This is a genomic window from Bifidobacterium sp. LH_512, from assembly GCF_056356435.1.
The window spans coordinates 868,180-892,766 of sequence record NZ_JBKEUE010000001.1 but is presented as its reverse complement, the minus strand read 5'-3'; the positions used below and the strand labels follow the sequence as shown (position 1 = coordinate 892,766).

At 55.5% G+C, this 24,587-nt stretch carries 18 protein-coding genes and 1 tRNA gene; 14 read left to right on the top strand and 5 right to left on the bottom strand.

The window, feature by feature from the left end:
• Nucleotides 1–87 precede the first annotated feature (87 nt).
• From glgC to AC1AWD_RS03910, 3 genes are all read right to left on the bottom strand, one after another.
• Nucleotides 88–1,332: a glucose-1-phosphate adenylyltransferase gene (glgC, locus tag AC1AWD_RS03920; protein WP_476563877.1), complete on the bottom strand. Its 1,245-nt coding sequence runs from the start codon at nt 1,330–1,332 to the stop codon at nt 88–90.
• Nucleotides 1,333–1,583: 251 nt separating this feature from the next.
• A complete protein-coding gene (locus tag AC1AWD_RS03915) occupies nt 1,584–2,453 on the bottom strand; it encodes a TrmH family RNA methyltransferase (protein ID WP_476563875.1) in 870 nt (289 codons plus the stop codon).
• A 156-nt stretch (nt 2,454–2,609) separates the two neighbouring features.
• Nucleotides 2,610–2,696 (bottom strand) — tRNA-Leu (locus AC1AWD_RS03910).
• Nucleotides 2,697–2,795: 99 nt separating this feature from the next.
• On the opposite strand from AC1AWD_RS03910, the gene AC1AWD_RS03905 reads away from it, so the two are divergent.
• The 6 genes from AC1AWD_RS03905 (at nt 2,796) to era (ending at nt 8,358) form a co-directional block, all read left to right on the top strand.
• A complete protein-coding gene (locus AC1AWD_RS03905) occupies nt 2,796–3,593 on the top strand; it encodes a 16S rRNA (uracil(1498)-N(3))-methyltransferase (RefSeq protein WP_476563873.1) in 798 nt (265 codons plus the stop codon).
• 82 nt (nt 3,594–3,675) lie between these two features.
• Nucleotides 3,676–4,011, top strand: coding sequence for a histidine triad nucleotide-binding protein (locus AC1AWD_RS03900; protein WP_476563872.1), 336 nt, complete (start codon nt 3,676–3,678; stop codon nt 4,009–4,011).
• Between the two features lie 122 nt (nt 4,012–4,133).
• Nucleotides 4,134–5,261: a PhoH family protein gene (locus AC1AWD_RS03895; RefSeq protein ID WP_476563870.1), complete on the top strand. Its 1,128-nt coding sequence runs from the start codon at nt 4,134–4,136 to the stop codon at nt 5,259–5,261.
• Nucleotides 5,258–5,803 (top strand): rRNA maturation RNase YbeY, encoded by a 546-nt coding sequence (gene ybeY / locus AC1AWD_RS03890; RefSeq protein WP_476563869.1) that lies wholly within the window; start codon nt 5,258–5,260, stop codon nt 5,801–5,803. The genes AC1AWD_RS03895 and ybeY overlap by 4 nt, the downstream gene beginning before the upstream one ends.
• 154 nt (nt 5,804–5,957) lie before the next feature.
• Entirely contained in the window at nt 5,958–7,379 is a 1,422-nt protein-coding gene (locus tag AC1AWD_RS03885; protein ID WP_476563867.1) for a hemolysin family protein, read from the top strand.
• On the top strand, nt 7,372–8,358 hold the full coding sequence (era, locus tag AC1AWD_RS03880) for a GTPase Era (protein WP_476563865.1): 987 nt from the start codon (nt 7,372–7,374) through the stop codon (nt 8,356–8,358). Before AC1AWD_RS03885 ends, era begins: the two co-directional genes overlap by 8 nt.
• Before the next feature lie 111 nt (nt 8,359–8,469).
• On the opposite strand, the gene AC1AWD_RS03875 is transcribed toward era, so the two are convergent.
• Nucleotides 8,470–10,506: an AMP-dependent synthetase/ligase gene (locus AC1AWD_RS03875; RefSeq protein WP_476563863.1), complete on the bottom strand. Its 2,037-nt coding sequence runs from the start codon at nt 10,504–10,506 to the stop codon at nt 8,470–8,472.
• Nucleotides 10,507–10,755: 249 nt separating this feature from the next.
• Here AC1AWD_RS03875 and AC1AWD_RS03870 point away from each other — a divergent pair, with 249 nt between their 5' ends.
• From AC1AWD_RS03870 to AC1AWD_RS03860, 3 genes are read left to right on the top strand one after another with little or no spacing between them, the layout of a single operon-like run.
• The gene (locus AC1AWD_RS03870; protein WP_476563862.1) at nt 10,756–11,907 is read left to right on the top strand and encodes an NAD(P) transhydrogenase subunit alpha; all 1,152 of its coding nucleotides are present in this window, start codon (nt 10,756–10,758) and stop codon (nt 11,905–11,907) included.
• 19 nt (nt 11,908–11,926) lie between these two features.
• Entirely contained in the window at nt 11,927–12,232 is a 306-nt protein-coding gene (locus AC1AWD_RS03865; RefSeq protein WP_476508463.1) for an NAD(P) transhydrogenase subunit alpha part 2, read from the top strand.
• 17 nt (nt 12,233–12,249) lie between these two features.
• Nucleotides 12,250–13,677, top strand: coding sequence for an NAD(P)(+) transhydrogenase (Re/Si-specific) subunit beta (locus AC1AWD_RS03860; RefSeq protein WP_476563860.1), 1,428 nt, complete (start codon nt 12,250–12,252; stop codon nt 13,675–13,677).
• A gap of 163 nt (nt 13,678–13,840) precedes the next feature.
• On the opposite strand, the gene AC1AWD_RS03855 is transcribed toward AC1AWD_RS03860, so the two are convergent.
• Nucleotides 13,841–14,818 (bottom strand): alpha/beta hydrolase, encoded by a 978-nt coding sequence (locus AC1AWD_RS03855; protein WP_476563858.1) that lies wholly within the window; start codon nt 14,816–14,818, stop codon nt 13,841–13,843.
• 471 nt (nt 14,819–15,289) lie between these two features.
• On the opposite strand from AC1AWD_RS03855, the gene AC1AWD_RS03850 reads away from it, so the two are divergent.
• From AC1AWD_RS03850 to AC1AWD_RS03830, 5 genes are all read left to right on the top strand, one after another.
• Nucleotides 15,290–15,880 (top strand): 50S ribosomal protein L25/general stress protein Ctc, encoded by a 591-nt coding sequence (locus AC1AWD_RS03850; RefSeq protein WP_476563857.1) that lies wholly within the window; start codon nt 15,290–15,292, stop codon nt 15,878–15,880.
• A 236-nt stretch (nt 15,881–16,116) separates the two neighbouring features.
• Nucleotides 16,117–17,244, top strand: a complete 1,128-nt coding sequence (locus AC1AWD_RS03845) for a branched-chain amino acid aminotransferase (RefSeq protein WP_476563855.1) — start codon at nt 16,117–16,119, stop codon at nt 17,242–17,244.
• A 334-nt stretch (nt 17,245–17,578) separates the two neighbouring features.
• A complete protein-coding gene (locus AC1AWD_RS03840; protein ID WP_476563853.1) occupies nt 17,579–18,355 on the top strand; it encodes a trimeric intracellular cation channel family protein in 777 nt (258 codons plus the stop codon).
• A 324-nt stretch (nt 18,356–18,679) separates the two neighbouring features.
• Nucleotides 18,680–21,004 carry a dynamin family protein gene (locus AC1AWD_RS03835; RefSeq protein WP_476563851.1) on the top strand — a complete coding sequence of 775 codons (2,325 nt, stop codon included), beginning with the start codon at nt 18,680–18,682 and terminating at the stop codon, nt 21,002–21,004.
• Nucleotides 21,005–21,051: 47 nt separating this feature from the next.
• Nucleotides 21,052–24,573 carry an ATP-binding protein gene (locus tag AC1AWD_RS03830; RefSeq protein WP_476563849.1) on the top strand — a complete coding sequence of 1,174 codons (3,522 nt, stop codon included), beginning with the start codon at nt 21,052–21,054 and terminating at the stop codon, nt 24,571–24,573.
• Nucleotides 24,574–24,587 lie beyond the last annotated feature (14 nt).

Sequence of the window (24,587 nt, the reverse complement as noted above, 5' to 3'; positions counted from 1 at the left end):
CAAGCACCAAGCGTTATGGCATTATATTAAAATCGGCATAAAAAGTGGCGCTTCGAATAATCGAAGCGCCACTTTTCCATAAACACGTCAGTCGTCGACGACCGTACCCTTCGGCACAACGGTGATGCCTTCCGGAGTTACTGTGAAGCCGCGGGCGAGATCGTGCTCCGTATCGATGCCAACCGTGGAATTCTCGGTCAGTACGACGTTCTTATCAAGAATCGCCTTGTATACGCGCGCACGACGGTTGATTGTCACGCCGTCGAACAGAATTGAATCGACGACTTGTGACCACGAATGGATATGGACGTTCGGGGAGAGCACCGAATGATGCACTTCACCGCCGGAAACGATAACGCCAGGGGAGACGATCGAATCAGTGGCATGGCCGAGACGATCGCGGCCGGCATGCACGAACTTTGCCGGCGGCAGATTGCCGGACATCGTGTAGATAGGCCATTCCATGTTATACAGGTTGAATTCCGGCTCATACGAAATCAAATCCATATGCGCATCGTAGAACTGGCGGAGAGTGCCCACATCACGCCAGTACGCGTGATCGGTCGTGGTGGAACCTGGAATTTCATTCGTTGTGAAATCGTACACGCCGGCCTCATGGCGGGACGCGAAGTATGGGGCGATGTCGCCGCCCATATCATGCTTCGTGTTCTCGGCCTTCTCATCCAACGACAGAGCTTCGAACAGAGCATCGGTGTTAGCAACATAGTTGCCCATCGAGGCAAGGATCGAATTCGGGTCATCCGGCAGGCCTGTAGCGGTTTCCGGCTTCTCCTGGAAGGAACGAATCATATTTGGATGGTCGGGGTCAACATCGATCACACCAAACTGATTGGACTGGCTGATCGGCTGGCGAATACCGGCGACGGTGAACTCGGCTCCGGATTCGATATGCTGTCGCACCATCTGTTGGAAGTCCATGCGATACACGTGATCGGCTCCGACGATGACGACGATATCAGGCTGAACATCCTCGATGATGTTCACAGTCTGATAAATGGCGTCTGCAGACCCCAAATACCAATGCTTGCCCAGACGCTGCTGTGCCGGAACGGGGGACACGTAGTTGCCCAGCAACGGCGAGAAACGCCAAGTAAGAGAAATATGACGGTCCAGAGAGTGCGACTTGTACTGGGTCAGCACAATCACATGCTGGTATCCGGAGTTCACCAGATTGCTCAGCGGGAAATCAATCAAGCGGAACACACCACCGAATGGAACCGCCGGCTTAGCTCGGTCGCGGGTCAGAGGCATCAGTCGTGTTCCTTCGCCGCCTGCCAACACAATGGAAAGGATCTTGGGATTCTTTACCATCATTACTCCTCTCTAAGAGCGTCTTTCGACACCGCACTACGTTTGTCCTGCATCAGCCCGCATCGTTGCTGGCCAACCACACGCACAATAATTGCACAAAAATAAGTTGGGACAGGGAGATTTGATCGCGCGTCGAAAGATTTTCATCGAGATTTTGTTTATTCGACAAAATCAAAAGGAGAATGTGTGATTTTGTGCATATTAGCGCACAAAATCACACTGTATATCGCCAATACAATATGTGCAGCTGACTATTGATTGCGCACGGCGGTCGCGTAGAATGCAACGGCGCTGGATGCCGCCACATTCAAACTGTCGACATCGTGATACATCGGAATTTTCACCGTTAAATCGGCGCGTGAAATCGTATGATGCGATAGCCCGTCGCCCTCCGTGCCGAAAATCAGCGCAAGCTTGTCGATGTAATCAGGCGCTGTGGAATCAGTGTTCAAACGGCGAACTAGCTCATCCAACGAAATGGAATCGTCTTCCAACGCCATCGCAACCGTCGTAAATCCCAAATCATGTAAAGTCTGCATGCCAACGAACGGCCAGTCGTTCTTTTCCTTGCCGATACGCGTCCACGGCACTTGAAACACCGTACCCATCGAAACGCGCGCGGCGCGGCGGTACAGCGGATCGCCGCACGACGGCGTCACCAACACTGCATCAACGCCAAGAGCGGCCGCCGAACGCATCAGAGCGCCGACGTTCGTGTGGTCGACGATATTCTCCATCACCGCAATACGCCGCGCATTCCGGCACACATCCTCGACATTGGGCAGTGGCCAGCGTTTCATCGCCGACAGCGCGCCACGATGCAAACGATAGCCGGTCAAACGCTTCAGTTGTTCGGGGGAGGCGACATATACGGGAATATTCGTACCCCAACGTTCTTCAATCACCGCGAAAGTATCAGCCATGCCTTCAATCCACGGCTCTTCGACCAGCAGGGAAATCGGTTCACGACCGGCTGCCAGCGCACGGTCGATCACCTTCGGGGATTCCGCGATGAACAGGCCCTTCTCCGGTTCCAAACGATTACGCAGCTGCATCTCAGTCAGATTCACATACGGAGCGACGCGTTCGTCGTCAATGCTTTCCAAAGTGATGAATTGCATGCCACTGCCTTTCCCATGCCGAATGTTTCGCGTCGATTATTGCATCGGAGCGGTTTCGCCGAACGGTTCTCGAAGTGTCGAACGGTTTCACGAGACGTGAATTCGTCGGTAATGTGAAAGGCCGGCTCCCAATCTCTTGGGAACCGGCCTTACCTGTGTCCGGAGCGGGACTTGAACCCGCACGCCTGTATAAATAGGCACTAGCACCTCAAGCTAGCGCGTCTACCATTCCGCCACCCGGACTTATCTGCTGCTTTGCGCGGCAACGAGTTAAAAATATACGCGAGAGTAGCGGGTTGCGCAAATACGGCGTGTCGCGCTTCTTCTGTGTAGCCTGTAAGCATGACGAATCCTTTGTTTTTGCTTGATACCGAACATGATGACGTGCCGATTAACAGCGATGGTATGCATGCTGGATGGAAGCTGACGCTGCCGGCGTCCGTAAAACGTCACGCCGTGCAGTCGATGCGTTTGAAGGCAGGCGATGAATTGCAGCTGTCTGATGGCAAGGGATTGCGTGTACGCGCCGTGCTTCGTGACGAGCAGCAGGGTATTGCGGAGGTACTTGAATTCGGCAGGGAGCCGGCTCCGAAAGTCAGGCTGTCGCTGATTCAGGCATTGGCGAAGAACGGCCATGACGAGCAGGCCATCGATGTGGCCACGCAGATTGGTGTTGATGAGGTGGTTCCTTGGCAGGCTGATCGTTCGATCGCCAAATGGAAGGTGGGGCGTACCGACCGCAAGTGGAGTCAGGTATTGCAGGCGGCAACCGAGCAGTCTCGTCGCGCGTGGATGCCTGAATTGGGGGAATGCGTTTCCTCAAAGCAGGTCGTGGCGATTTGCCGGCGCGCCTGCGTGCGTGCAAGCCTGGTGATTGTGCTGCATCAGGATGCGACGCGCACATGGGATGAAATCGACGATCGGATTCGCGTGCTGTGCGACCGTTGCCTGCAAGACGGTCAGGAACGCACCATTTATGTGGTGGTAGGGCCGGAAGGCGGCATCAGCGATCAGGAGGTCGGCATGTTTACGGATGCAGGCGCGGAGGTATGCGTATTGGGCGCGAATATTCTGAGGGCTTCCGCTGCTGGTCCCGTCGCATTGTCGTTGCTGGCGCGTTCGGTGGGACGTTTTTCCTGAAAACGAAATGATCCCGCGCGTTATCCGCAATGCGCAATAGCATGGGTTGCGTAAATGCCATTGACTTGGTGGAGGGAGCATCATGACTGATTCGGATTGCCTGTTCTGCAAGATCATCGCTGGTGAGATTCCGAGCGACAAGGTGTATGAGGACGACACCACGTACGCGTTCAAGGACATTAATCCGCAGGCCAAGGTGCATGTGCTGATCGTTCCGAAGTCGCATTGCGAGAACGTCGCCGCTTTGGCGGATTCCGACAGTGTGCAGCTGTCCCATATGGTCGAAGTCGCGCAGCGGATCGCCGATAAAGAATTCCACGGCGCGTATCGCCTGATTTTCAACACTGGTTTGGACGCCGGCCAGTCCGTATTCCATGTGCATGCTCACGTACTGACTGGCGAAAAACTAGCGGAGTAGCTGACAATGGTCGGCTTGCGGTGCGCGGCATAAGCGCAGCATAGACGAACGCGGTATAAACAACGCAGCATCGACTACGACATCAATGCGGCAATACGCATAACGACATAAGAAGAGGTTCAGTGGCAACAACGACACGTACCATTACGATTCCTCAGCAGCTTAATCCGGTTACGGTTTTCGGTCCGGGTGATGAAGTGATTCGCGAGGTCGAACGCGCTTTCCCTGATTTGACGATTGTCATTCGAGGCAATCGCATCGGTGTTATGTCTCGTTCGAAGCAGACCGAGTCGCAGGCGGCGCAGGCGCAGCATGTGATTGAAGACATCATCCAGGCAGCATATGTGGCGCCGATGGATGCTGATACGGTTCGTCGTTTGATGGATCAGCGTGTGCTGCGCAATGATGTGCGTCGCACATATCCGGGACACGGCGAAAAAATGGAGCAGCTTCGTATGGATGCGGAGGATCGTCTTCCGCAGGCACGCACGACGGAGGATGGTCTACGCCGTAAGCCGCAGGTGCCTGGTGTGATCGCCTTTGCCACTGGCAAACCGGTTCGCGCAAAAACCGCTGGTCAGGTCGCGTATGTGAACGCCATTGAATCGCATACGATCACATTCGCGATTGGCCCCGCGGGTACGGGCAAAACCTATCTTGCTGTCGCCAAGGCAGTGCGCGCGTTCCAGGATCGCCGTGTGCGCCGCATTATTCTGACACGTCCCGCGGTGGAAGCGGGTGAGAACCTCGGCTTTTTGCCGGGCACTCTGAATGAGAAAGTGGATCCGTATCTTCGCCCGTTGTATGACGCATTGTCCGATATGCTTGGTGCCGATCAGCTGCATCGTTATATGGATGACGGTACGATTGAAGTTGCGCCGCTTGCCTATATGCGTGGCCGCACGCTGAACGATGCGTTTGTGATTCTTGACGAGGCGCAGAATACGACCGAACAGCAGATGAAGATGTTCCTGACGCGCTTGGGCTTCAATACGACGATGGTGATTACCGGCGACATCACTCAGGTTGATTTGGCGGTGCCGCGCTCCGGCTTGGCATCGATCGAGCATATTCTTGACGGCATCGACGATATCGCCTTCGCGCATTTGCAGGCCGAGGATGTTGTACGTCACGCTTTGGTGGGGCGCATCGTCGCCGCGTATGATCAGCATGCTGCAATCGTCGGCGATCATGGACGTGAGTATCGCCGCAACCTGGCGAAGCAGAATAATGAGGAGGATGCTCAATGAGCGTCGAAGTGACAAATGAAACCGTTTGGCAAATTGATGAGAAAGCATTCTCCGATTTGGGTGTGTGGGTGATGGATCAGATGCGTGTGAGCACGCAGTCTGATCTGACGATTATGTTCGTCGACCCTGATCCGATTGCGCAATTGCATATGCGTTGGATGAATCTGGAAGGCCCGACCGATGTGATGAGCTTCCCGATGGATGAACTTCGCCCGGGTGATGGCCGTACCGTTATGGAAGGCGTGTTGGGCGATATCGTGATTTGCCCATGGGTGGCCGCACAGCAGGCTGCGGCTGCGGGTCACAGCGTTATGGATGAAATGCTGCTGTTGACGATTCATGGCATCTTGCATTTGCTTGGATATGATCATGTGACGCCGGAGCAGGAACGTCAGATGTTCGGCTTGCAGCGTCAGCTGCTGCTGACATTCTTCGCGTTGAGGCAGGGCGCTGGTGCGCCCGCGGTTTTGCCGTCCGGCGCACGCGACGAGTTGACGCTGTGGGATGAGGAGCATGGCGGCAAACGTCAGTTTTTCAAGTGATCCGTGATGATGTGTGATTCATCGGACGCCGTCATTTGCGGCGTCTGAGATTCGCGGTTGTTTGTGCCTCCGATGCTAAACTGTTGCACGGTCCTTGTGAAGGGCTGCGAGAAGTCGCATTTTCGCCAAAACTATATGAAGGATTTACAACACGATGTATGACAGTACGACGATTACGTTGACTGTAGTGCTGAGCGCGGTGGCGCTGCTTTTGGTTTGGTTTTCATTGTCCATGGCTGCGACGGAGGGCGCTGTTGCTCGCGTGACCAGGGCAAGTTTGAACAATCTGATTCTGGAAGCACAGACGGATTCCGAAATCACACAGTTTGTTCGAATGAAGAAAATCGATCGCATTCATAAAGTGCAGAAGCTGATTGCGAATCGTTATGCCACGTCCGGTTCCTGCGCGTTTTTTCGCATCGTCTGCAATGTGCTGGATGGCGTGCTGGTCTCGTGCATCGTGTCGCTGTACGATGCGCCGCTGTGGATGGAACTGGTGTGCGGCGTGGCATTTGCACTGATTGCCGCAGTTGTTTCGATTCTTGTTCGTCCGCGTTCCACTGGCATGTCGAAGCCGGTCGACATTATGCTCAAACATGCTGGCATCGCCACGATTGCCGTTGTACTGACGCCGTTTTCCCGTGTCGGAGGTCAGGCGGATTCGCGTCGCCATAGGAATCAGGATCTTTCCGACGATGAGGAATTGGAGAAGCTGCAGATTGAACAGGGCCGCGCGATGATCGACCGTTTGGTCGAGTCGAATGATTTCGATCCTGAGCTTTCTGAAATGATGCGTAATGTGCTGTCGTTGTCGGAAACGTTGACGCGTGAAATCATGGTGCCGCGCACCGATATGATTTGCATTGGCCGCGACGATACGTTAGAAAATATGCTGAAGCTGTGCTCGCGTTCCGGTTTTTCGCGTGTGCCAGTGATTGGCGAGGATGTCGACGATTTGATTGGCGTCGCCTATTTGAAGGACGCTGTGCGTGCGACGGCGTTCAATCCTGCCGCGATGACGCGTGATGTCGCGTCGATTTGTCGTGAGCCGATGCTGGTTCCGGAATTGAAGCCGGTTGATGATCTGTTCCATCAGATGCAGCGCACACGACAGCATGTCGCCGTTGTCGTTGACGAATACGGTGGCATTGCCGGTATGGTGACAATTGAGGATGCGATTGAACAGATTGTCGGCGAGTTGGAAGACGAGCACGATCGCACGCAGCATTTGGAGCCGGAAAAGGTCGGCGAAAACCGTTGGAGTGTGCCGGCGCGTACTCCGATCGCCGATTTGGAAGAGATTTTCGAAATCGATATCGACGAAGATGACGTCGATACCGTGTATGGGCTGCTCACCAAACTGATCGGGCGTGTGCCGATTGTAGGTGCCACGTCGGTGACGCGTGGACTTCGTCTGACCGCTGTCGATTCCGCCGGACGTCGTAAGAAGGTGTCGACGATTTTGGTCGAGCCGGCGCACGTCGAGGCCGACGAGGAAACTGGCAGCGTGGATAATGGGTCCGAAATGGACCAGAACCATACATTGAATAAAGAATCCAAGGAGCAGCATGACTGATAGCCAGCAGCACACGACGAACACGGATACGGAATCGAACGCTTATCGTTCCGGATTCGTGGCCGTAGTCGGCCGCCCGAATGTGGGCAAGTCGACGTTGATCAACGCGTTGATCGGCACGCAGATCGCCATCGCATCGTCTCGTCCAGAGACGACCCGTAAGGCCATCCGCGGTATTCTTACCACCGAAAACGCGCAGATTGTGCTGGTTGACACTCCTGGCATCCATCGTCCTCGTACGCTGCTCGGTCAGCGTTTGAATGACGTTGTGGACGAATCTCTGGCGGACGTGGACGCCGTTGCGTTCCTGCTTCCGGGCGATCAGGAGATCGGCCCTGGTGACCGTCGCATTCTGAGCCGTCTGCGTTCCAATTTCGCTACGAAACGCGAAGATGGCACCTTCTCTTGGAAAGTGCCGCTGATTGCTATCGTGACGAAGATCGATGAATTGGATCGCGAGCAGCTGATTGCAAAGCTGATTGAGATCAACGAATTCGCTGATTTCGCTGAAATTGTTCCGGTAAGCGCTTTGAAGCATGACAATTTGGAAGAAGTGCGCAATGTGCTGATCGCCAACATGCCTGAAGGCCCGCAGATGTACCCGGCGGAGATGATTACTGAAGAGCGTCCGGAAGATACGATCGCCGAACTGATCCGTGGTGCGTTCTTGGAAGAATTGGATGACGAATTGCCGCATTCGTTGGCCGTCGTCGTTGATTCCATTGAATACCCGCAAGACAATGAGACAGGCGAAGGCTATGACGGCAAGGCCATAGTCATGGTGTCGATTTATGTGGAGCGTGATTCCCAGAAGCCGATCATCATCGGTAAGGGGGCGGAACATCTGGTGCGCATCAAGAAGAAGCTGCGTACCCCGGTGAACCGTATCATTGGCTGCAAGGCGAAGCTTGACCTGCATGTGAAGGTTGCCAAGGGCTGGCAGTCCGATCCGAAGCAGCTGGAACGTCTCGGCTTCTGACGCCCTGATTGTTCTCAAACGCGCAGATACGAGAAGGGGCGGGCGCGCGGATTTGATTCCGTGCGCCCGCCCCTTCTAGCGTTAAGCCATAAGGGCTTAATCTCTTCGAGGCTACTTGCGCTTGGTGTACATCTTCGTGTTCAGCAGCGTTGAGTAACGCTTGATGACCTTTGGACGAATCACCTTCATGGAGGCGGTCATCAAGCCGTTCTCCTGGGTGAATTCTTCAGGCAGCACGATGAATTTGCGCACCGATTCGGCGCGGGAAACACCTTCGTTGGCCCTGTCCACCCATTTCTGAATCTCGGCACGGACGGCGGCGTTTTCGGCGGCGTCCTCCGCCGACATGTTTTCATCAAGTCCCTTGGAGGCAAGCCATGGACGCAGTGCTTCTTCGTCGAGGGTGATCAGCGCGGAAATGAACGGACGCTTGTCGCCAAGCACCAGGGCCTGGGATACCAGCTCGCAGCGCCTGATTACTTCTTCGATCGGGCCTGGGGCGACGTTCTTGCCGCCTGCGGTGATGATCAGATCCTTCTTGCGGCCGGTGATGTACAGGAAGCCGTCGTTGTCCAAGCGTCCCAAATCACCGGTGGCATACCAGCCGTCTTCGGTGAACGAAGCTTCGGTCGCTTCCGGATTCTTGTGGTAACGCGGGAACACGGACGTGCCCTTGACCTGAATTTCCTCATCTTCGGCGATACGCAGCTGGAATCCCGGGAAGGCGATGCCGACGGAACCCTGGTGGAACGGCGTTCCCAACGCGCTGAATGCGCAAGGAGCCGTCGTTTCGGTCAGGCCGTAGCCTTCATACACAGGCACGCCTGCGCCGCGGAAGAACGCGAGCAGTTCCGGATCAAGCGGAGCGCCGCCGGCGACGATCCACTTGGCGCGGCCGCCCAGCACTTCACGCAGTGCCGAATAGACGATCGGATCGTAGGCTGCGCGCCGGGCACTGGTCAGACGTCCCGGCTTGCCCTTTTCACTGGATTCCTGCATGTACTTCTGGGCGGCGACCACCGCGGAGGCGAACACGACGCCCTTGGCGCCGTGGCCGGCCTTCTGGGAGGCTGCGTTGTACACCTTTTCCAGCACACGGGGGACCACGATCATCACAGCCGGCTTGGCGACCTGAAGATCGGAAATCAGGGTCTTGATGCCCTGTGCGATGTAGATGCGCAGGGCACTGGCCACCACGATATAGTTGACGGCACGTGCGAAGGAATGCGCCTGGGGAAGGAACAGCAGCACGGAGCCTTTCTTGTCGTGCAGCAGCTGCGGCATGTAGTTCGGCAGATTCAACGCGGTATTACAATAGTGTTCGTGTGTCATTTCCACGCCCTTCGGCGCGGCGGTGGAACCGGAGGTATACACGATGGAGCACAGGTCGGTTTTCTTCACCGAATCGATGCGCTCATCCAACTCTTCATCGCTTATGGAAGCCCCATACGCCATCAGCTCTTCCAAGGCTCCGGTTTCCAAGCACATCACGCGTTCCAGCGTCGGGCATTGCTCTTCGGCGTCAGCGGCTTCATCGCGCATGTCGGTTGTTTCGACAACTAGCAGTCGCGCATCGGAATTATCGACGATATTGCGAATCTGATCGGCTGAATCAGTGTCGTAGATGGTCGCCAGCACGCCGCCGCATGCCATCACGGCAGCGTCGAACACATCCCATTGATACGAGGTGCGGCACATAAAAGCGACGCCGTCGCCCTTCTTCAGGCCATAGTGCAGCAGGCCCTTGGCCACCGCGCGAATGTCGGCAAGCACTTCGTTACCGGTTTTGGTGATCCACTCATTGTTGACTTTATACGTATAGAGCGGGTCGTCGCCCATACGATTGGCGCGGTCGGCGTAAATGTCGTAAATCGACGTGCCTTCGTCCAGCGGAGGATTGCCTTCGGTGGACGATGTCAGCAGACCGGTCTGAGGGTCGATGAAGGTTGTGGTGGGGAATCCGGGGCCCCACTCGTCGGTGTGAGGCAACGCGATGCTGCCGTTTGGGGTCGAGTACTCGCCCGGGTCCACATAATCAGGGGTATTACCGGAGTCATCGCTGACCGGGTGGACGAAGTCACCTCCCAGACGCAGCGCCTTCTGCACCAGATTCGCAGCCTGCTTGTTCAATGAGGTGATAACAGACAAAATAACTCCCTTTACCGCATAACGATCTTTCTCAGCTAATGAATATTAATCGTTTCCGTCCGGTTCGTCACCTTACGCTACCGTAGGCAAGCGAACATCCAGGCATCGACGCATATGTTTGACGAACACGTAAACCAAGTTTGCAATATTCCGTACAACGAAACGAAAAACAAGATTTCGTCGAATTTGCCGCTAGACTGTGTGACGTCCATTACACATTTCTTCGAGAATACAGAGGAAAGGGCTCACATGGCTCAAACACCAGAAGCCACCGTGGTCTTCGGCGTCTTGAATGAGACGAGCGAGAACGAGTCCCGCGTTGCTTTGACGCCGGACATCGTGACTCGTCTACGCAAGGCCGGGATCACATGCCTTATTGAAAGCGGCGCAGGCGCCGCAGCACATTATGTCGACGCAGACTATGCGAAAGCCGGAGCTGAAGTCGTCTCCGCAGATGAAGTGATCACCCGCGCGGACGCGCTCGGATTCGTCAGCCGTCCAAGCCTCGATCTGGTCTCCCGCATCAAGCGCGGAACCTGGATCGTCGGCATGCTTGGCTCCTTCACCGATGCCGACTACGTCGTCGCACTGGAAAATGCCGGATTGGTCGGAGTTGCCATCGAAAAGCTGCCGCGTCAGCTCAGCTCCGCGCAGTCGATGGATGAGATGACCTCCCAAAACTCCGTCATGGGATACAAGGCCGCACTCGTCGCCGCGAACGCCTACGGATCTTTCTTCCCGATGATGACCACCGCCGCCGGCACCATCCGCCCGGCGAAAGTGCTGATCTTGGGTGCCGGCATCGCAGGCCTGCAGGCCATCGGCACCGCACGTCGTCTGGGTGCCGTCGTCACCGCATACGACGTGCGTCCGGCATCCCGCGGCGAAGTCGAATCCTTAGGCGCCAAGTTCCTTGACTTGGGCTTGGACTTCTCCTCAGGTCAAGGCGAAGGTGGCTACGCCCGCGCGCTGACCGCTGAAGAGCAGGCTCAACAGCAGGCTGCTGTCGACACGAAGGCTGCGGAATTCGACATCATCATCACGACCGCGAAAGTTCCGGGGCGCAAGCCTCCGGTTCTGCTGACGAAGGCCGGTGTCGACGGTCTGCATCGTGGTGCGGTTATTGTCGACTGCGCCGCCAGCGATTTGGGCGGCAACGTCGAAGGCTCCATCGTCGGCACGCAGGTCACCGCAAACGGCGTCACCATCATCGGCGCGCCGTATCTGGCAAGCGGCGTCTCCACGACCGCCTCCAATTTGTTGAGTCGCAACGTTGCCGACGTGCTGGTGCACTTCGTCAAGGGCGGCAAGCTCGGCATGGATCTGAGCGAAGAACTCGACAATGCGCTTGTGGTCGCCGGCCGCACCGAAACCGTCGCCTCCAACGAAACCGCAGCGTAAGAAAGCGAGAAGTGAGCACATGGATATTGTCGTAGCAATCACCCTGTTTGTTCTGGCGCTGCTTATCGGCGTCGAAGTCATCGGCAAGGTGCCTGCAACCTTGCATACCCCGCTGATGTCGGGCGCGAATTCCATTCACGGCATCGTCATTGTCGGCGTCGTCATCGTCGCTGCACACGCCACTTCGCCGCTCGCCTGGGTGTTCATCTTCCTGGCCGCGGTGCTGGGCACGATGAACGTCGTCGGCGGATACGTGGTCACCGACCGCATGCTGGAGATGTTCAAGTCCGATAAGTCAAAGAAGAAGGACGGAGAGGCCAAGTAATGGGTACGCTGTCTGAAATGCTGAGTGCACCGCTCGGCGTCATTGAATGGTTTGTCTATCTGTTCGCGGCCGTGTTGTTCGTCATCGGCCTGCATTTGATGAACTCCCCGAAAACCGCCCGCAAAGGCAATATGGTTTCCGCGATCGGCATGATCATCGCCGTCGTCATGGCGTTCATCGTGCTATTCGCCGATGAGATCGGCAACGGATTCCAGCATGGCGTTGCCGTCGTACTGCTGATCGTCGGCATCGCGATCGGCGCCGTAGCAGGTGTCGTCTCCGCCAAGAAGGTCAAGATGACCGACATGCCGCAGTTGGTTTCCATCTTCAACACCGTCGGCGGTGGCGCCGCCGCACTGGTCGCGTTGAACGACATCCTGACCTCCGAGGAACTGCCGACCATCGTCGTGCTGACCACCGCGGGCCTGGGCATCCTGATCGGTTCTGTCACCTTCTCCGGCTCTCTGATCGCCGCCGGCAAGCTGCAGGGCGTCAAGTTCCTGCGCAAGCTGACTTTGCCGGCCAAGGGCGTGTGGAATATCATCTTCATCGTGCTGACCGTGGCCTCGTTCGTCATGCTGTGCGTGCAGCCGCAGCAGCGTCTGCTATGGAGCATTCTGACCACCGTGTTCGCCCTGTGCTACGGCCTGGTCTTCGTCATCCCGATCGGCGGCGCTGACATGCCGGTCGTTATCTCCGTTCTGAACGCCTGCACCGGTACCGCAGTCGCTATGAGCGGTCTGGCCATCAACAACATCGCCCTGATCGTGGCTGGCGCCCTCGTCGGCGCAGCCGGTGTGACCCTGTCCATCGACATGTCGAAGGCCATGAACCGTCCGCTGATGAGCGTGCTCGCCGGCGGGTTCGGCGGTGGCTCCGCAGCTGCGGGCGACGCCGAAGGACCTGAAGGCACCATGAAGGAAACAACCGCGGATGACGTCGCCGTACAGCTCGTCTACGCGGAGAAAGTCATCTTCGTGCCGGGCTTCGGCTTGGCTCAGGCCCAGGCGCAGCGCGAGCTGGCAGACCTAGGCGAACTGCTCAAGGGCCATGGCGTCGAAGTCTCGTACGCCATCCACCCGGTGGCAGGCCGCATGCCAGGTCATATGAACGTGCTGCTCGCCGAAGCGAACGTGCCGTATGAGGAGCTCATCGACCTGGATGACATCAACCCGCAGTTCCCGTCCTCGAACGTTGCGCTCGTCGTCGGCGCCAACGATGTGACCAACCCGGCCGCACGCCGTCCCGGCACTCCGGTTTCCGGCATGCCAATCCTCGACGTCGACATGGCGCAGAACGTGGTCGTGATGAAGCGCGGCCGCGGCAAGGGCTACGCCGGCATTGAAAACGAACTGTATTTCAAGGACAATACGCAGATGCTGTTCGGCGACGCGAAGGCAGGCCTGCAGGCCGTCATCGCAGCCGTCAAGGAGCTGATCGCGTAACATCCGCGCATCCCGATAGTGCGCGCGCATATACGCATATAATGGCGCGCATATAACGATGTGGCCGCCCTCCGCTTGGAGGGCGGCCACATGCATTTGAAGCGGCATTGCGAATCAATCGCAATCAGCAGCCTGCAATGATCATTCAATGATCAATCAATCTTTATTTTCTTGCAAAGACGCGCTCCATAAAATGCGTCACCTTCCGCCAATACAAATCGGGCGCGGCAATGGCGCCCTGCGCGTGCGCGGCGCCGGGAATCAGCAGCATGTCGCGGTCAATCGACGAGCACGCATCATAATTGCGCCGCATCTGGGCGGGGGAGACGAATATGTCGCCGCCTCCATGAATGAACAGCATCGGAACGGTGGCGTGCCGCAAGGCATCCGCACAGGAAGCCTGCCGAAAATCGTATCCGGCCCGGCGTTTGCACAACAGGCTCGCCATATCAACGCAGGCGACGGCAGTGAGATGCGGCATATGCGTGGTGCGTTGCAAGCCGAAAATCAACTGGTCGCGGGCGCTTGCATAACCGCTGTCGGACACCGCGGCGACAACATTACGAGGAAGGCGCGGGCTGCCAGCGGCAATCATCGCCGCCGTCGCCCCCATCGCATTGCCATGCAACACGATTCGCGCATCCTCATCGGCTGCGACGACCAATTGAATCCAACGCAGCAGGTCGTCGGATTCCAGGTAACCTAATCCGGTATAGCGGCCTTCGCTCAGCTCATGCGCGCGTTGGGCCGGCACAAGCACCGTACATCCAAGCTTCGCATAATGGTGGGCCCAAGGCGCCATTATGCGCGGCTCCTCGCTGCGGCCATGCAGGCAAATCGCATAACGATGCGTGTCTTTGCAAACGCAATCCGGGTCGAACAACCACGCATGCAGACGCAACCCATCCGAACTGGTAAGCGTCACTGATTGCCTCGTTTGCGTAAACCAGACGTCAGTCTCCTCATCGGCGGCGTTGACATGTGTACTGGTATGCAGCGGAGCTTCAATGCCATCACGCAAATCAACGATGCGGCGGAAGAATTTGTCTGCGCCGACATACAGCGCGCCGGCGCAGATTGCCGTCGCGACGCCTGCGCCGGCGGCGATGTCACGAATAATAGTTGAAGTGGAACGCGTCATTGCTGCCCCTTCTTGTAATGCTTCGAAGATTCGAGTATTCGGGAATCTTGTTTCATTGTACGGTTTGCGCGCGGCGTTGCGGCGGAAGGAAACGCAGCATGAGGGCATTGCATGGGGCGGTGTGGTTCGTAATGACGTTGATTGTTGACGCGATGATGTTCGGATGGCGTATTGAGATGGTGTGACGATGTGACGTTGCGGCGTTGTGTTGCTGCGTTGCTGCACATGACGGTGCGAAACAATGATTTGTCCGAAGCATGATTATAATTAGTGACCGTTGTCTGGAAGCGACCTCAAATATTTGAGATCGGATGACGGATGACTGCTTTGGCGAGGGAAGCGCTATATGCGCGTTGTGCGATATGTGGCGACTTCCGTTATCGACTCGGCGTGTGCTCCACTCCTTTGCTGGTGTTCACGGCTCGTTGATGCGCCGAGAATGAAATAGACCAACCAGTAAAGGAGACCATTATGGCTACCACTATCACTCTTGAAGGTGCTGCTCGTACCGAATTCGGCAAGGGCGCTGCTCGTCGCATGCGCGTCGCCAACCTGATTCCGGCCACCATTTACGCCGGTGGTGAAGCTCCGGTGTTCGTGCAGCTGCCGATGAAGGAAACCACCCTGTCTCTGCGTCACACCAACGCTCTGTTCACCATCAAGTACGGCGAAGAATCCAAGATGGCCGTCGTCAAGGATGTTCAGCGCAACCCCGTCAAGCGCATCGTCGAGCACGTTGACTTCTACGAAGTCAAGGCTGGCGAAAAGATCGACGTCGAGGTTCCGGTCTTCGTCGAAGGAACCCCGAAGGGCGCTGCCATCGCATTCGTCGACATTCAGGAGCTCAAGGTCCGCGCCGATGTTGCCAACCTGCCGGAACGCATCGTGGTCAACGTTGACGGCCTGATGGATGGAGCCAAGATCTTCGCCAAGGACGTCGTGCTGCCGGAAGGCGTCGAACTCGACGTTGCCGATCCGGAAGAATCCGTCGTGAGCGTCACCGTTCCGGAAGACGCCGTTGAAGCTCCGGCTGCTGAAGCCGAGGCCCCGGCCGAAGCCTGATTCCAGGTCTTCCAGCTGTAAGCGATTGAATCGAGCCCGTCGCGTGTGCGCAAAGCCGCCGCGCGGCGGGCTCGATTCGTTCAGGCGCGGTTCATTTTCATATTATGAACGCTTACACCTGGTACGCAGTCTGCTTGTGGTTAAAGTATCAACCGGAACTTGCGCCACAAGCGCGAAATAACATAACAGAACGCAACGCCGTCATCTGGACGGCGGACCGATAAGAAGAAGTGACAATGACTGAGCAGAATCATCACGATCCGGCAGAACTTGACAAGCTCGCTGAAAAGTTCACCGTGCTGCCGAACGACAATCCGGCATCCGACGCCAAGCGTGCCGAACTGATCGACAAGCCGGCTTTCGGACAGCTGTTCTCCGACAATATGGCGCACATTACCTGGACGAAGGGCGAAGGCTGGACCGACCGCCGCATCGAACCGTATGCGCCGCTCAAAATGGATCCGGGCGCTTCCGTGCTGCATTACGCACAGGAATGCTTCGAAGGCTTGAAGGCCTATCGTCATGCCGACGGTTCCACATGGCTGTTCCGCCCGGATGCGAACGCTGAACGCTTCCAGAATTCCGCCAAGCGCCTGTATCTGCCGGAACTACCAATCGATGATTTCATCGGTTCCGTGGCTGCCCTCGTTAAGCGTGATGTGAACTGGGTTCCGTCCCGTCGCGAATACACGTTGTACATGCGTCCGTTCATGTTCGCTTCCGAGCCATTCCTGGGCGTGCGCGCCCCGCAGGAAGTCGAATACTGCGTGATCGCTTCCCCGTCCGGCCCGTACTTCCCGGGCGGCGTGAAGCCGGTGAGCATCTGGGTCGAGGACAAGTGGTTCCGCACCGGTCCGGGCGGCACTGGTTTCGCCAAGTGCGGCGGCAACTATGCCGCGTCCCTGCTCGGTGAGTACAAGGGCATCGAGAACGGCTGCGAACAGGTGTGCTTCGTGGATGCCGCCACCAAGACCTACTTGGAAGAACTGGGCGGCATGAACATGATGGTCGTGCACAAGGACGGTCATGTGGAGACCCCGTCCCTGACCGGCAACATTCTGCCGGGCGTGACCCGTCGTTCCCTGATTCAGCTCATCCAGGACAACGGCCATGACGTGGTCGAAACCATGATCGCCCTGGATCAGCTGCTGGAAGACATCAAGTCTGGCGAAGTCACCGAAGTGTTCGCCTGCGGCACCGCCGCCATCATCACGCCGATCGGCCGCTTCAAGTCCGACAAGTTCGATGTGACCGTCGCAGACGGCGGCTCCGGCGAGTTCACCTTGGCCCTGCGTAACCAGCTGCTCGGCATCCAGCTTGGCGAGATCGAAGATCCGCACAACTGGATGTGGAAAGTCTGCTGACGTTTTTTTAATATATTGTCAATAATACGCTAACGGTGGCCTCTGCGAATGCACATCATTCGTAGAGGCCACTTCCGTTTTGTTCCGCTCATGCCTGCTGCAATCACTTTTGCTGATATTGATGCACTCCTGCAGCAAATGTGACCGCCAACCGTCCACAAAAGCCGAAATTCACATTCCATGAATTTCGGCGTTGACATAAGCTGTGACGTTGTAGGCTTTTACGTGGTTGCAGACCGCAAAATTCATGCGGCTGACACAGCCGAAACGGGAAAGAACGCGGGCTCAAAATGGCGCGATGAGACAATGAGGGAAGACTGGGGGAAGAACGGCCATGGAATTGGCTTTGGAAAGCAATGCGTTTCTCATGGGCGTCGAATATGTGGCCGTGTTCTGCAGTGGGCTTATGGGCGGGTTGTCCGCGGTAAAAAAGAACTATGACGTGTTCGCCATGCTTATCACTGCATGGCTGACCGCGTTGGGCGGCGGCATCATTCGTGACGTGATGTTGGGGTCGCTGCCGCCGGTCGGTATCGCAGACAGAGGCTTCGTCATTACAGCATTGGTTTCCGGTTTGGTGATTGCAGTCATTCATCCGGAAGTCGACGAATTGAAGTGGTCGATGCTGACGATTGATGCGCTGGCTGTGGCGATGTTCGCCGTCAACGGCACGTCGAAGGCGATGCAGATGGGCACCTCAGGCATGACGGCCGCTTTCATGGGCATGTTCACCGCGTTGGGCGGCGGTCTGATTCGTGACATGCTGATCAATGAGGTACCGATGGTGATCCGTGACAAACATTGGTATGCCGTACCTTCAGCGGTCGGATCGGTGCTGACGGTATTCGTGTGCAAAGGCATGCAGGCCGGCTACATTAATTTTGAAATGGAAGTTGTGCTCGACGTCGCCATCGTTGTACTGGTCGTGGCGATGCGCCTGTTGTCCGTCAAATTCAACATTATGCTGCCCGGTGCATTGGAACGGCATCACACGTATTTGCCGAGTGATCTGCCGTATCTGAAACGTCCTGACTTGCATCTTCATGTAGCGAATGACGGCGAAAAGACAGGAAATGGAGATGAGCACTTTGCAGACAAGCCGAGACAGTAAAGCATCGCGAAGCATTAAGGCACTAATCTTCCAATCGGCATAGCTTGAATCACATCTTCGTGATGATAGGATGGACGCTGCCGTATGACTTATGAGAGAGGCAATGATGACCGCGGTCAAGATAATCAGCGACGCCTATCGACAGCAGACCTCATTTCAAAGCAGGAATGAGGCCGCTGAAGAATGGTCGGATATTAATATCCAGATCAATGCCGGCAGCAAACTGCTGCGCGACGAATTCAGAAGCGGGTTTTTCCGTTCAAGGCGAAGCAGATCGTTGACATCATCCTGGACGAATATGGGGACGGGCAGCAAGCCGTCGATGTGGTATTCGAAGGCACGGATGATGAATTCCGCGAACTCGCAGCGATCTGCAGCAGCGAGGATTATGCGGGAAGAATCAAAGCGGAACGCTCGTCGCGAGCATTGGAGAATGCCCGCGATATTCTGCCCGACGCCATCGAAACGTTCAGAAGACTTGAGCTGGTGTTCACCGACAGCAGTTTTCAGAAAGGCGATATACAACAGGATCTGAGGAAGTTCTCCGAGGCGTCCAATGAGACGATACCGGTTTGTGTGATCGGAAACTACAGTTCGGGCAAATCCACATTCATCAATGCTTTGATCGGTTATGAGCTGTTGCCAAGCAGCGATGAGCCGACCACTGCGAAAGTGTATAGGATTTCGCAATCGCTGCAAAGCGATCGGGCATTGATTTCGTTCCAGTACAACGGCGCCGGCGTTCGTTTGGAATTCACCGACGTCACCTGCAATGTCAGAACGGAATGCGATTCATGTGATTTCCTCGACAAACTTCGCGACCTGTGCGAAAGTCTGAATGAAACACCGATCAAGCATAAGCTTCATACGATTCTGACGTTTGTCAATCAGGAGGCGAATGCGACGACGGATGATTCCATTTCCGATCTGATCAGCATTGAAACGCCATTCGTCCGCGACAATTATGCGGAGATGTCATTGCGTCAATTCGTTATCTTCGATACGCCGGGCTCGAATTCCGCGTCCAATGAGAAGCATTATCAGGTGCTTCAGGATGCCATGCGGAATCTGTCGAACGGCCTGCCGATCTTCGTCTGCGAATACGACACGTTGGACAGTACCGATAATGATAGGTTGTATCAGGAGATTCATGGACTGAAGGAACTTGACAACCGTTTCACGATGATTATCGTGAACAAGGCGGATGCTGCCGCGTTAAGCAATGACGGCAAAACGGATGAGGGGCGCAGACGAATCCTGAATCTGGCCATTCCGCGCAAGCTCTATTCGGGCGGCGTGTATTTCCTGTCTTCGGTGATGGGATTGGGCGCCAAGAATCGCGGCGATTTCATCGACGATCACAGTGCGGAGATCTATGAGGATCAGTACAACAAGTACACCAATTCGGAATCGCGTTTTTACAAGCAGCTCTACCATTATGATATTCTTCCCGAGCAGATTCGCCGGGAATATGTGAAGTCCGCTGAGGCGCAAAGCAACCTGCTGTATGCCAACAGCGGCCTGTATTCGGTGGAGCAGGCCATCGTCACATTCGCCGACAAGTATGCGCCGTATAACAAGTGCCGGCAGTCGGAACTGTTCCTGAATAAGGCCATTGAAACGACCAAGCAGGCCATTGAAGACGCGAAAAATCAGCAGGCGGAAACACGTGATGCGGTGCGTGCGAATATGGAACGCGATAAGAGGATGCTGATTGAGCAGTTGGAACGGCGTCGTGATGAATTGGAGAACAATTTCAATACCGAATATCCGGATGAGATGACTCAGCATGCTTCCGAAGTGGAAGAGATTTTCAAAACGAGCGAGAACAAGCTGAAAGAAACGGAGAAGCAGTTCCTCGAACTACAGACAAGCGAGCATCATGTCGAAGACCAAAAAAGGCAGGTCGACAATGCGTACAAGGCCTTGAAAGACAATTTGACCGGTAATTTCGCGGATGTGGCCAATAGGCAATCGTTTGACGCAGTGAAACGTATGGGGGCAGATCTCGCTGCCGACGCGCACAACGTTATCAAGAATTTCGGCGAATTGAAGAATACGCAGAAAATCGTCGACCGTGAAGCTTCCGACGATTTGTTGGCACAAGTACGATCGCAATTCGCTGACGCCAGAAATCACGTGAGCCAATCGCTTGACCGGAAGTCCCAGGAATTCTGGAATGACTGTACTGCGCAGCTACGTGCTGAATTGTCCGCGATCGTCATGGGCTCCGAAAAACTGACCGAAGAAAAACGCATGGAAATCAATGAAATCATTCTTCGGCATCAGGCGATGGATTTCAGCGACAATCTCAGCCAGATCTTCAACAGGTACAAGTTGCAGAAGTTCCTCGGCGACGGTTTGGATATACGACGGATCGTCCAAATATACAACAACGAACTTCAACGTTGGCTAAAGCAGGTGCAAACCGATCTGAGCGGAGAGCATGCCGATGGCTTTCATCGTTGGACTCAGGAGTTGTTGGACGATATCACCGCCAATATCGAAGAGTACAATCCTCATCTTCGCAGCCAGAACCAGGCTATCAGCGATTTGGAACAGCGAATCGCCGAGCTGGAAGGCAAATGGCAGCAGATCAACGACGAAAGACGGCATATCACTGAACTGATGTCTTGGATGGAACGTTAAGGTCACCGGCATTGCCGTGGATGCAGGTGTGAGCGCAGGAGAGAATCATGGGAATCGGTAGGATCGTATCGCGTGTCGGCGCGAAAGCGGCTGACACCGTGGCGCGTGCTGCGTCGTTGAGCCCGGAGCAATTGCGTGACGTTGAACGCAAGCGCGAGGAATATCTGCAGCTCAAGCCGGATCCCATGGATCCGACCGCCCAGAAGCTGACCAAGCGGCTGCTGTCGGCAAGCGGCATCGAAATATTCCATGCATATCTCGAACAGTTGCACGAGCTTTACGTTCCGGTACGCGACGAGCAACCGTTTGACAGCGAACGTAATATTCGCTTCTTCAACATCACCTCCTGGGTGACGGACAAGAACGAGAACAGTCTGGAAAAGCTCGTCAACGTGTATGAAGTACTGTCGGGCGAACATTGCAACATCGCGTTGGTGTTCCATCGTACCCACGATGCGACACAGGTTTATCTTGCCGTCGTCAATACATGGAATGCCGACAACAATGTCGACGTGCGCAGGTATAGGCACCTGCTTGCCGGAGCTCTTGCAGGCAATTTTCCCGGAGCGCAGTGGGACGACTCCGAGCAGTCGGGAAAATTGCCGTGTCTTGATGATGACGTCGCATATTCCGTGGCAGCCGTATCGAATGTCCCCACAGAAAAATCGGAGAAATTCGTCAGCCAGACCATAGAAAAACTGTTGGACGGCATCGTTCCCGATACCGTGGAGCAGGACTATACGCTTATTCTGTTGGCGACGCCGATAGCGGATGTCAAAGAGCGGAAAACCGTTTTGGAAGGCTTGTATTCCGCACTGAAGCCATATGAATCATGGAGTACGCAGTTTACCTGCAATGAGAGCAATTCCATCGGATCGTCGGCCACTGTCAGCGTGAACGTCGGTGTCAGCGCAGGAACCCAGCAAAGCAGTTCGCAAGGCACCGGCAGCAGCACCGGCACGACACAGTCATCGGGAACATCGCAGGGATATACGGAAGGCACCGGTACCTCCGATACGACAGGCACGCAATACACCGACACGACCGGGCAAAGTACGGGCAACAGCATCGGGCGTTCGCAGTCGGATAGCACGGCCGTGGGCGTGAACGCGAATGCGTCTCTTGGCTCAAAGGACATCGGCAGCATCGGAATCGGAGGAAGCTACACCGATACCGCAACGGTCGGGGAAATCCTCACGCAAACAGTTTCCGACTCTATAAGCCATGCGCAGGGGAGTTCCCTTGCTCATGCCGTCACCAACAATGTGGCGCATTCCATCAACAATACGTTGGGACTCGCCGTGAACGCCGCAAACACGATCACCAATGCGGCATCCAAGGCTTTGAACGTCGGAGCGAACTTCGGTCTCGGCTTCGCGCGCACTTCGAATGTGACGGCGACCATCGGCAAAAGCGAAAGCATCAGCCAGAATTTCACGAATTACAGCATCAAACATGCCCTCCAATTGTTGGAATCCCAGATGAAGCGCATGGATCTCGGTTCAGCGCTGGGCATGTGGGATTTTGCGGCGTACGTGCTAAGCGAAGACCAGAACATCGCCAATAACGTCGCCCATTTCTATCTGGCGCTGACGCAAGGCGACGGATCGTTCATGTCGGCTTCCGCGGTCAACGTGTGGCGTGGCGACATGCCCGAACAGGATGATGCCGCCCAAACCATCTACTCGTATCTGCGTGATCTTCGCCACCCTCTGTTTGGTCTCAGGCCGGACGTCCTCGAACAGGGGGAGGACGGCGAAGTCTCGGATTTCGCAGCCTACCCGGCGAGCGTAACCGCAACTGCGATACTGACGGGTAAAGAGCTGGCCTATTCGCTGAATTTTCCGAAACATTCCGTTCCAGGCCTGCCCGTTCTCGAATGCGCCGGATTCGGGCGCAGCATCTCCACCTATGATGACGCATTCACATCCGGGCATGAACATTTCCATATTGGTCATATCTTCCACATGAACCATATGGAACCGACTCCGGTCCGGCTGAACAAAGCATCGCTGTCCGCGCACACGTTCATCACCGGCAGCACGGGATCAGGCAAAAGCAACACCGTATACACGATTCTTGAGGAAGCCCGACGGCATCACACCACTTTCTTGGTCATTGAACCGGCGAAAGGCGAATACAAACAGGTATTCGGCATGGACCCGGATGTGAACGTCTATGGCACGAATCCTGTAATGGGGGCATTGCTTCGTCTCAACCCGTTCTCGTTCCCTTCGGAAATCCACATTCTAGAGCATCTGGACCGTCTGATCGAAATCTTCAACGTGTGTTGGCCGATGTATGCCGCCATGCCTGCGGTATTGAAGCAGGCGGTGGAACGCGCTTATGAGGAATGCGGATGGGATTTGATGAATTCCACCAATTCGTATGGCGAACGCCTATATCCGACATTCGATGATGTCGCACAATGTGTGCGCAGCATCATCGACGACAGCGAATATGACAGCGACAATAAGGGCGCCTACAAGGGGTCGCTGCTCACCCGTCTGCAATCGCTATGCAACGGCATCAACGGCTTGATCTTCACCAGCGAACAGCTCGACACCGAACAGCTGTTCAATCACAATACAATCGTCGATCTGAGCAGAGTCGGCTCCAACGAAACGAAATCGCTGATCATGGGTATATTGGTGCTGCAATTGCAGGAGCACCGAATGTCTGAACATGTCGGTATGAACGCGCCGCTTCGCCATCTGACCGTTCTGGAGGAAGCGCATAATCTGCTGCGCAGAACCTCGCCTTCCGCTTCTGCCGATGGCGGCGACCTACGCGGCGCAAGCGTGGAAATGCTGTCCAACGCCATTGCGGAAATGCGCACCTACGGTGAGGGTTTCATCATCGCCGATCAGGCGCCAGGTCTGCTCGACGCTTCGGTCATTCGCAACACCAACACGAAGATCATCATGCGATTGCCGGATTTCTCCGATCGAAAACTGGTTGGCGAAGCGGCGAATCTCACCGAAGACCAGATAATTCAGTTGGCGAAATTGCCGCGAGGTGTGGCCGCCATATATCAGAACGAATGGGTCGAACCGGTATTGTGCAAGATCAACCGTCATGATGGGGGAGAGGCATACATGCCGGCACCTTCTTCGTTGCCGTCTTCCGACAATCAGGACAAGGCCTTAAAGGATACGTTGCTGTATTCCTTGATGAGCAAACTGCTGTTTGGTATGGATGATCGCAATGATCTGCTGCGCATGAAAGAGGATGTTCTCGCTTCACGATTAAGCACCAAAGTCAAAATCGAATTCATGGATTATCTGAATGCCGACGCTCGGAATTTCGAGGAACTTTCTTCGACTTTCGGGCGGTTCGCATACGAATTCCTCGATATGGAGCCGATTTACCAGAAAGCCCGCCGCTATACGCAGCCAAAGGAATGGGAAGAGCATCTGCTTGAGGAGATCAGACCATCTCTCGACGATTTCTCCTGCGAACAAGTCGACCGTATCATCGAATTGATGACGCGCGAACAGGTTTGGCGCGATGCCATATACGGAGAGTATCTGCAACGCTTCATGGATTTCCGAAGCCACATCGCGTGAAAGGAAAAGCAGCA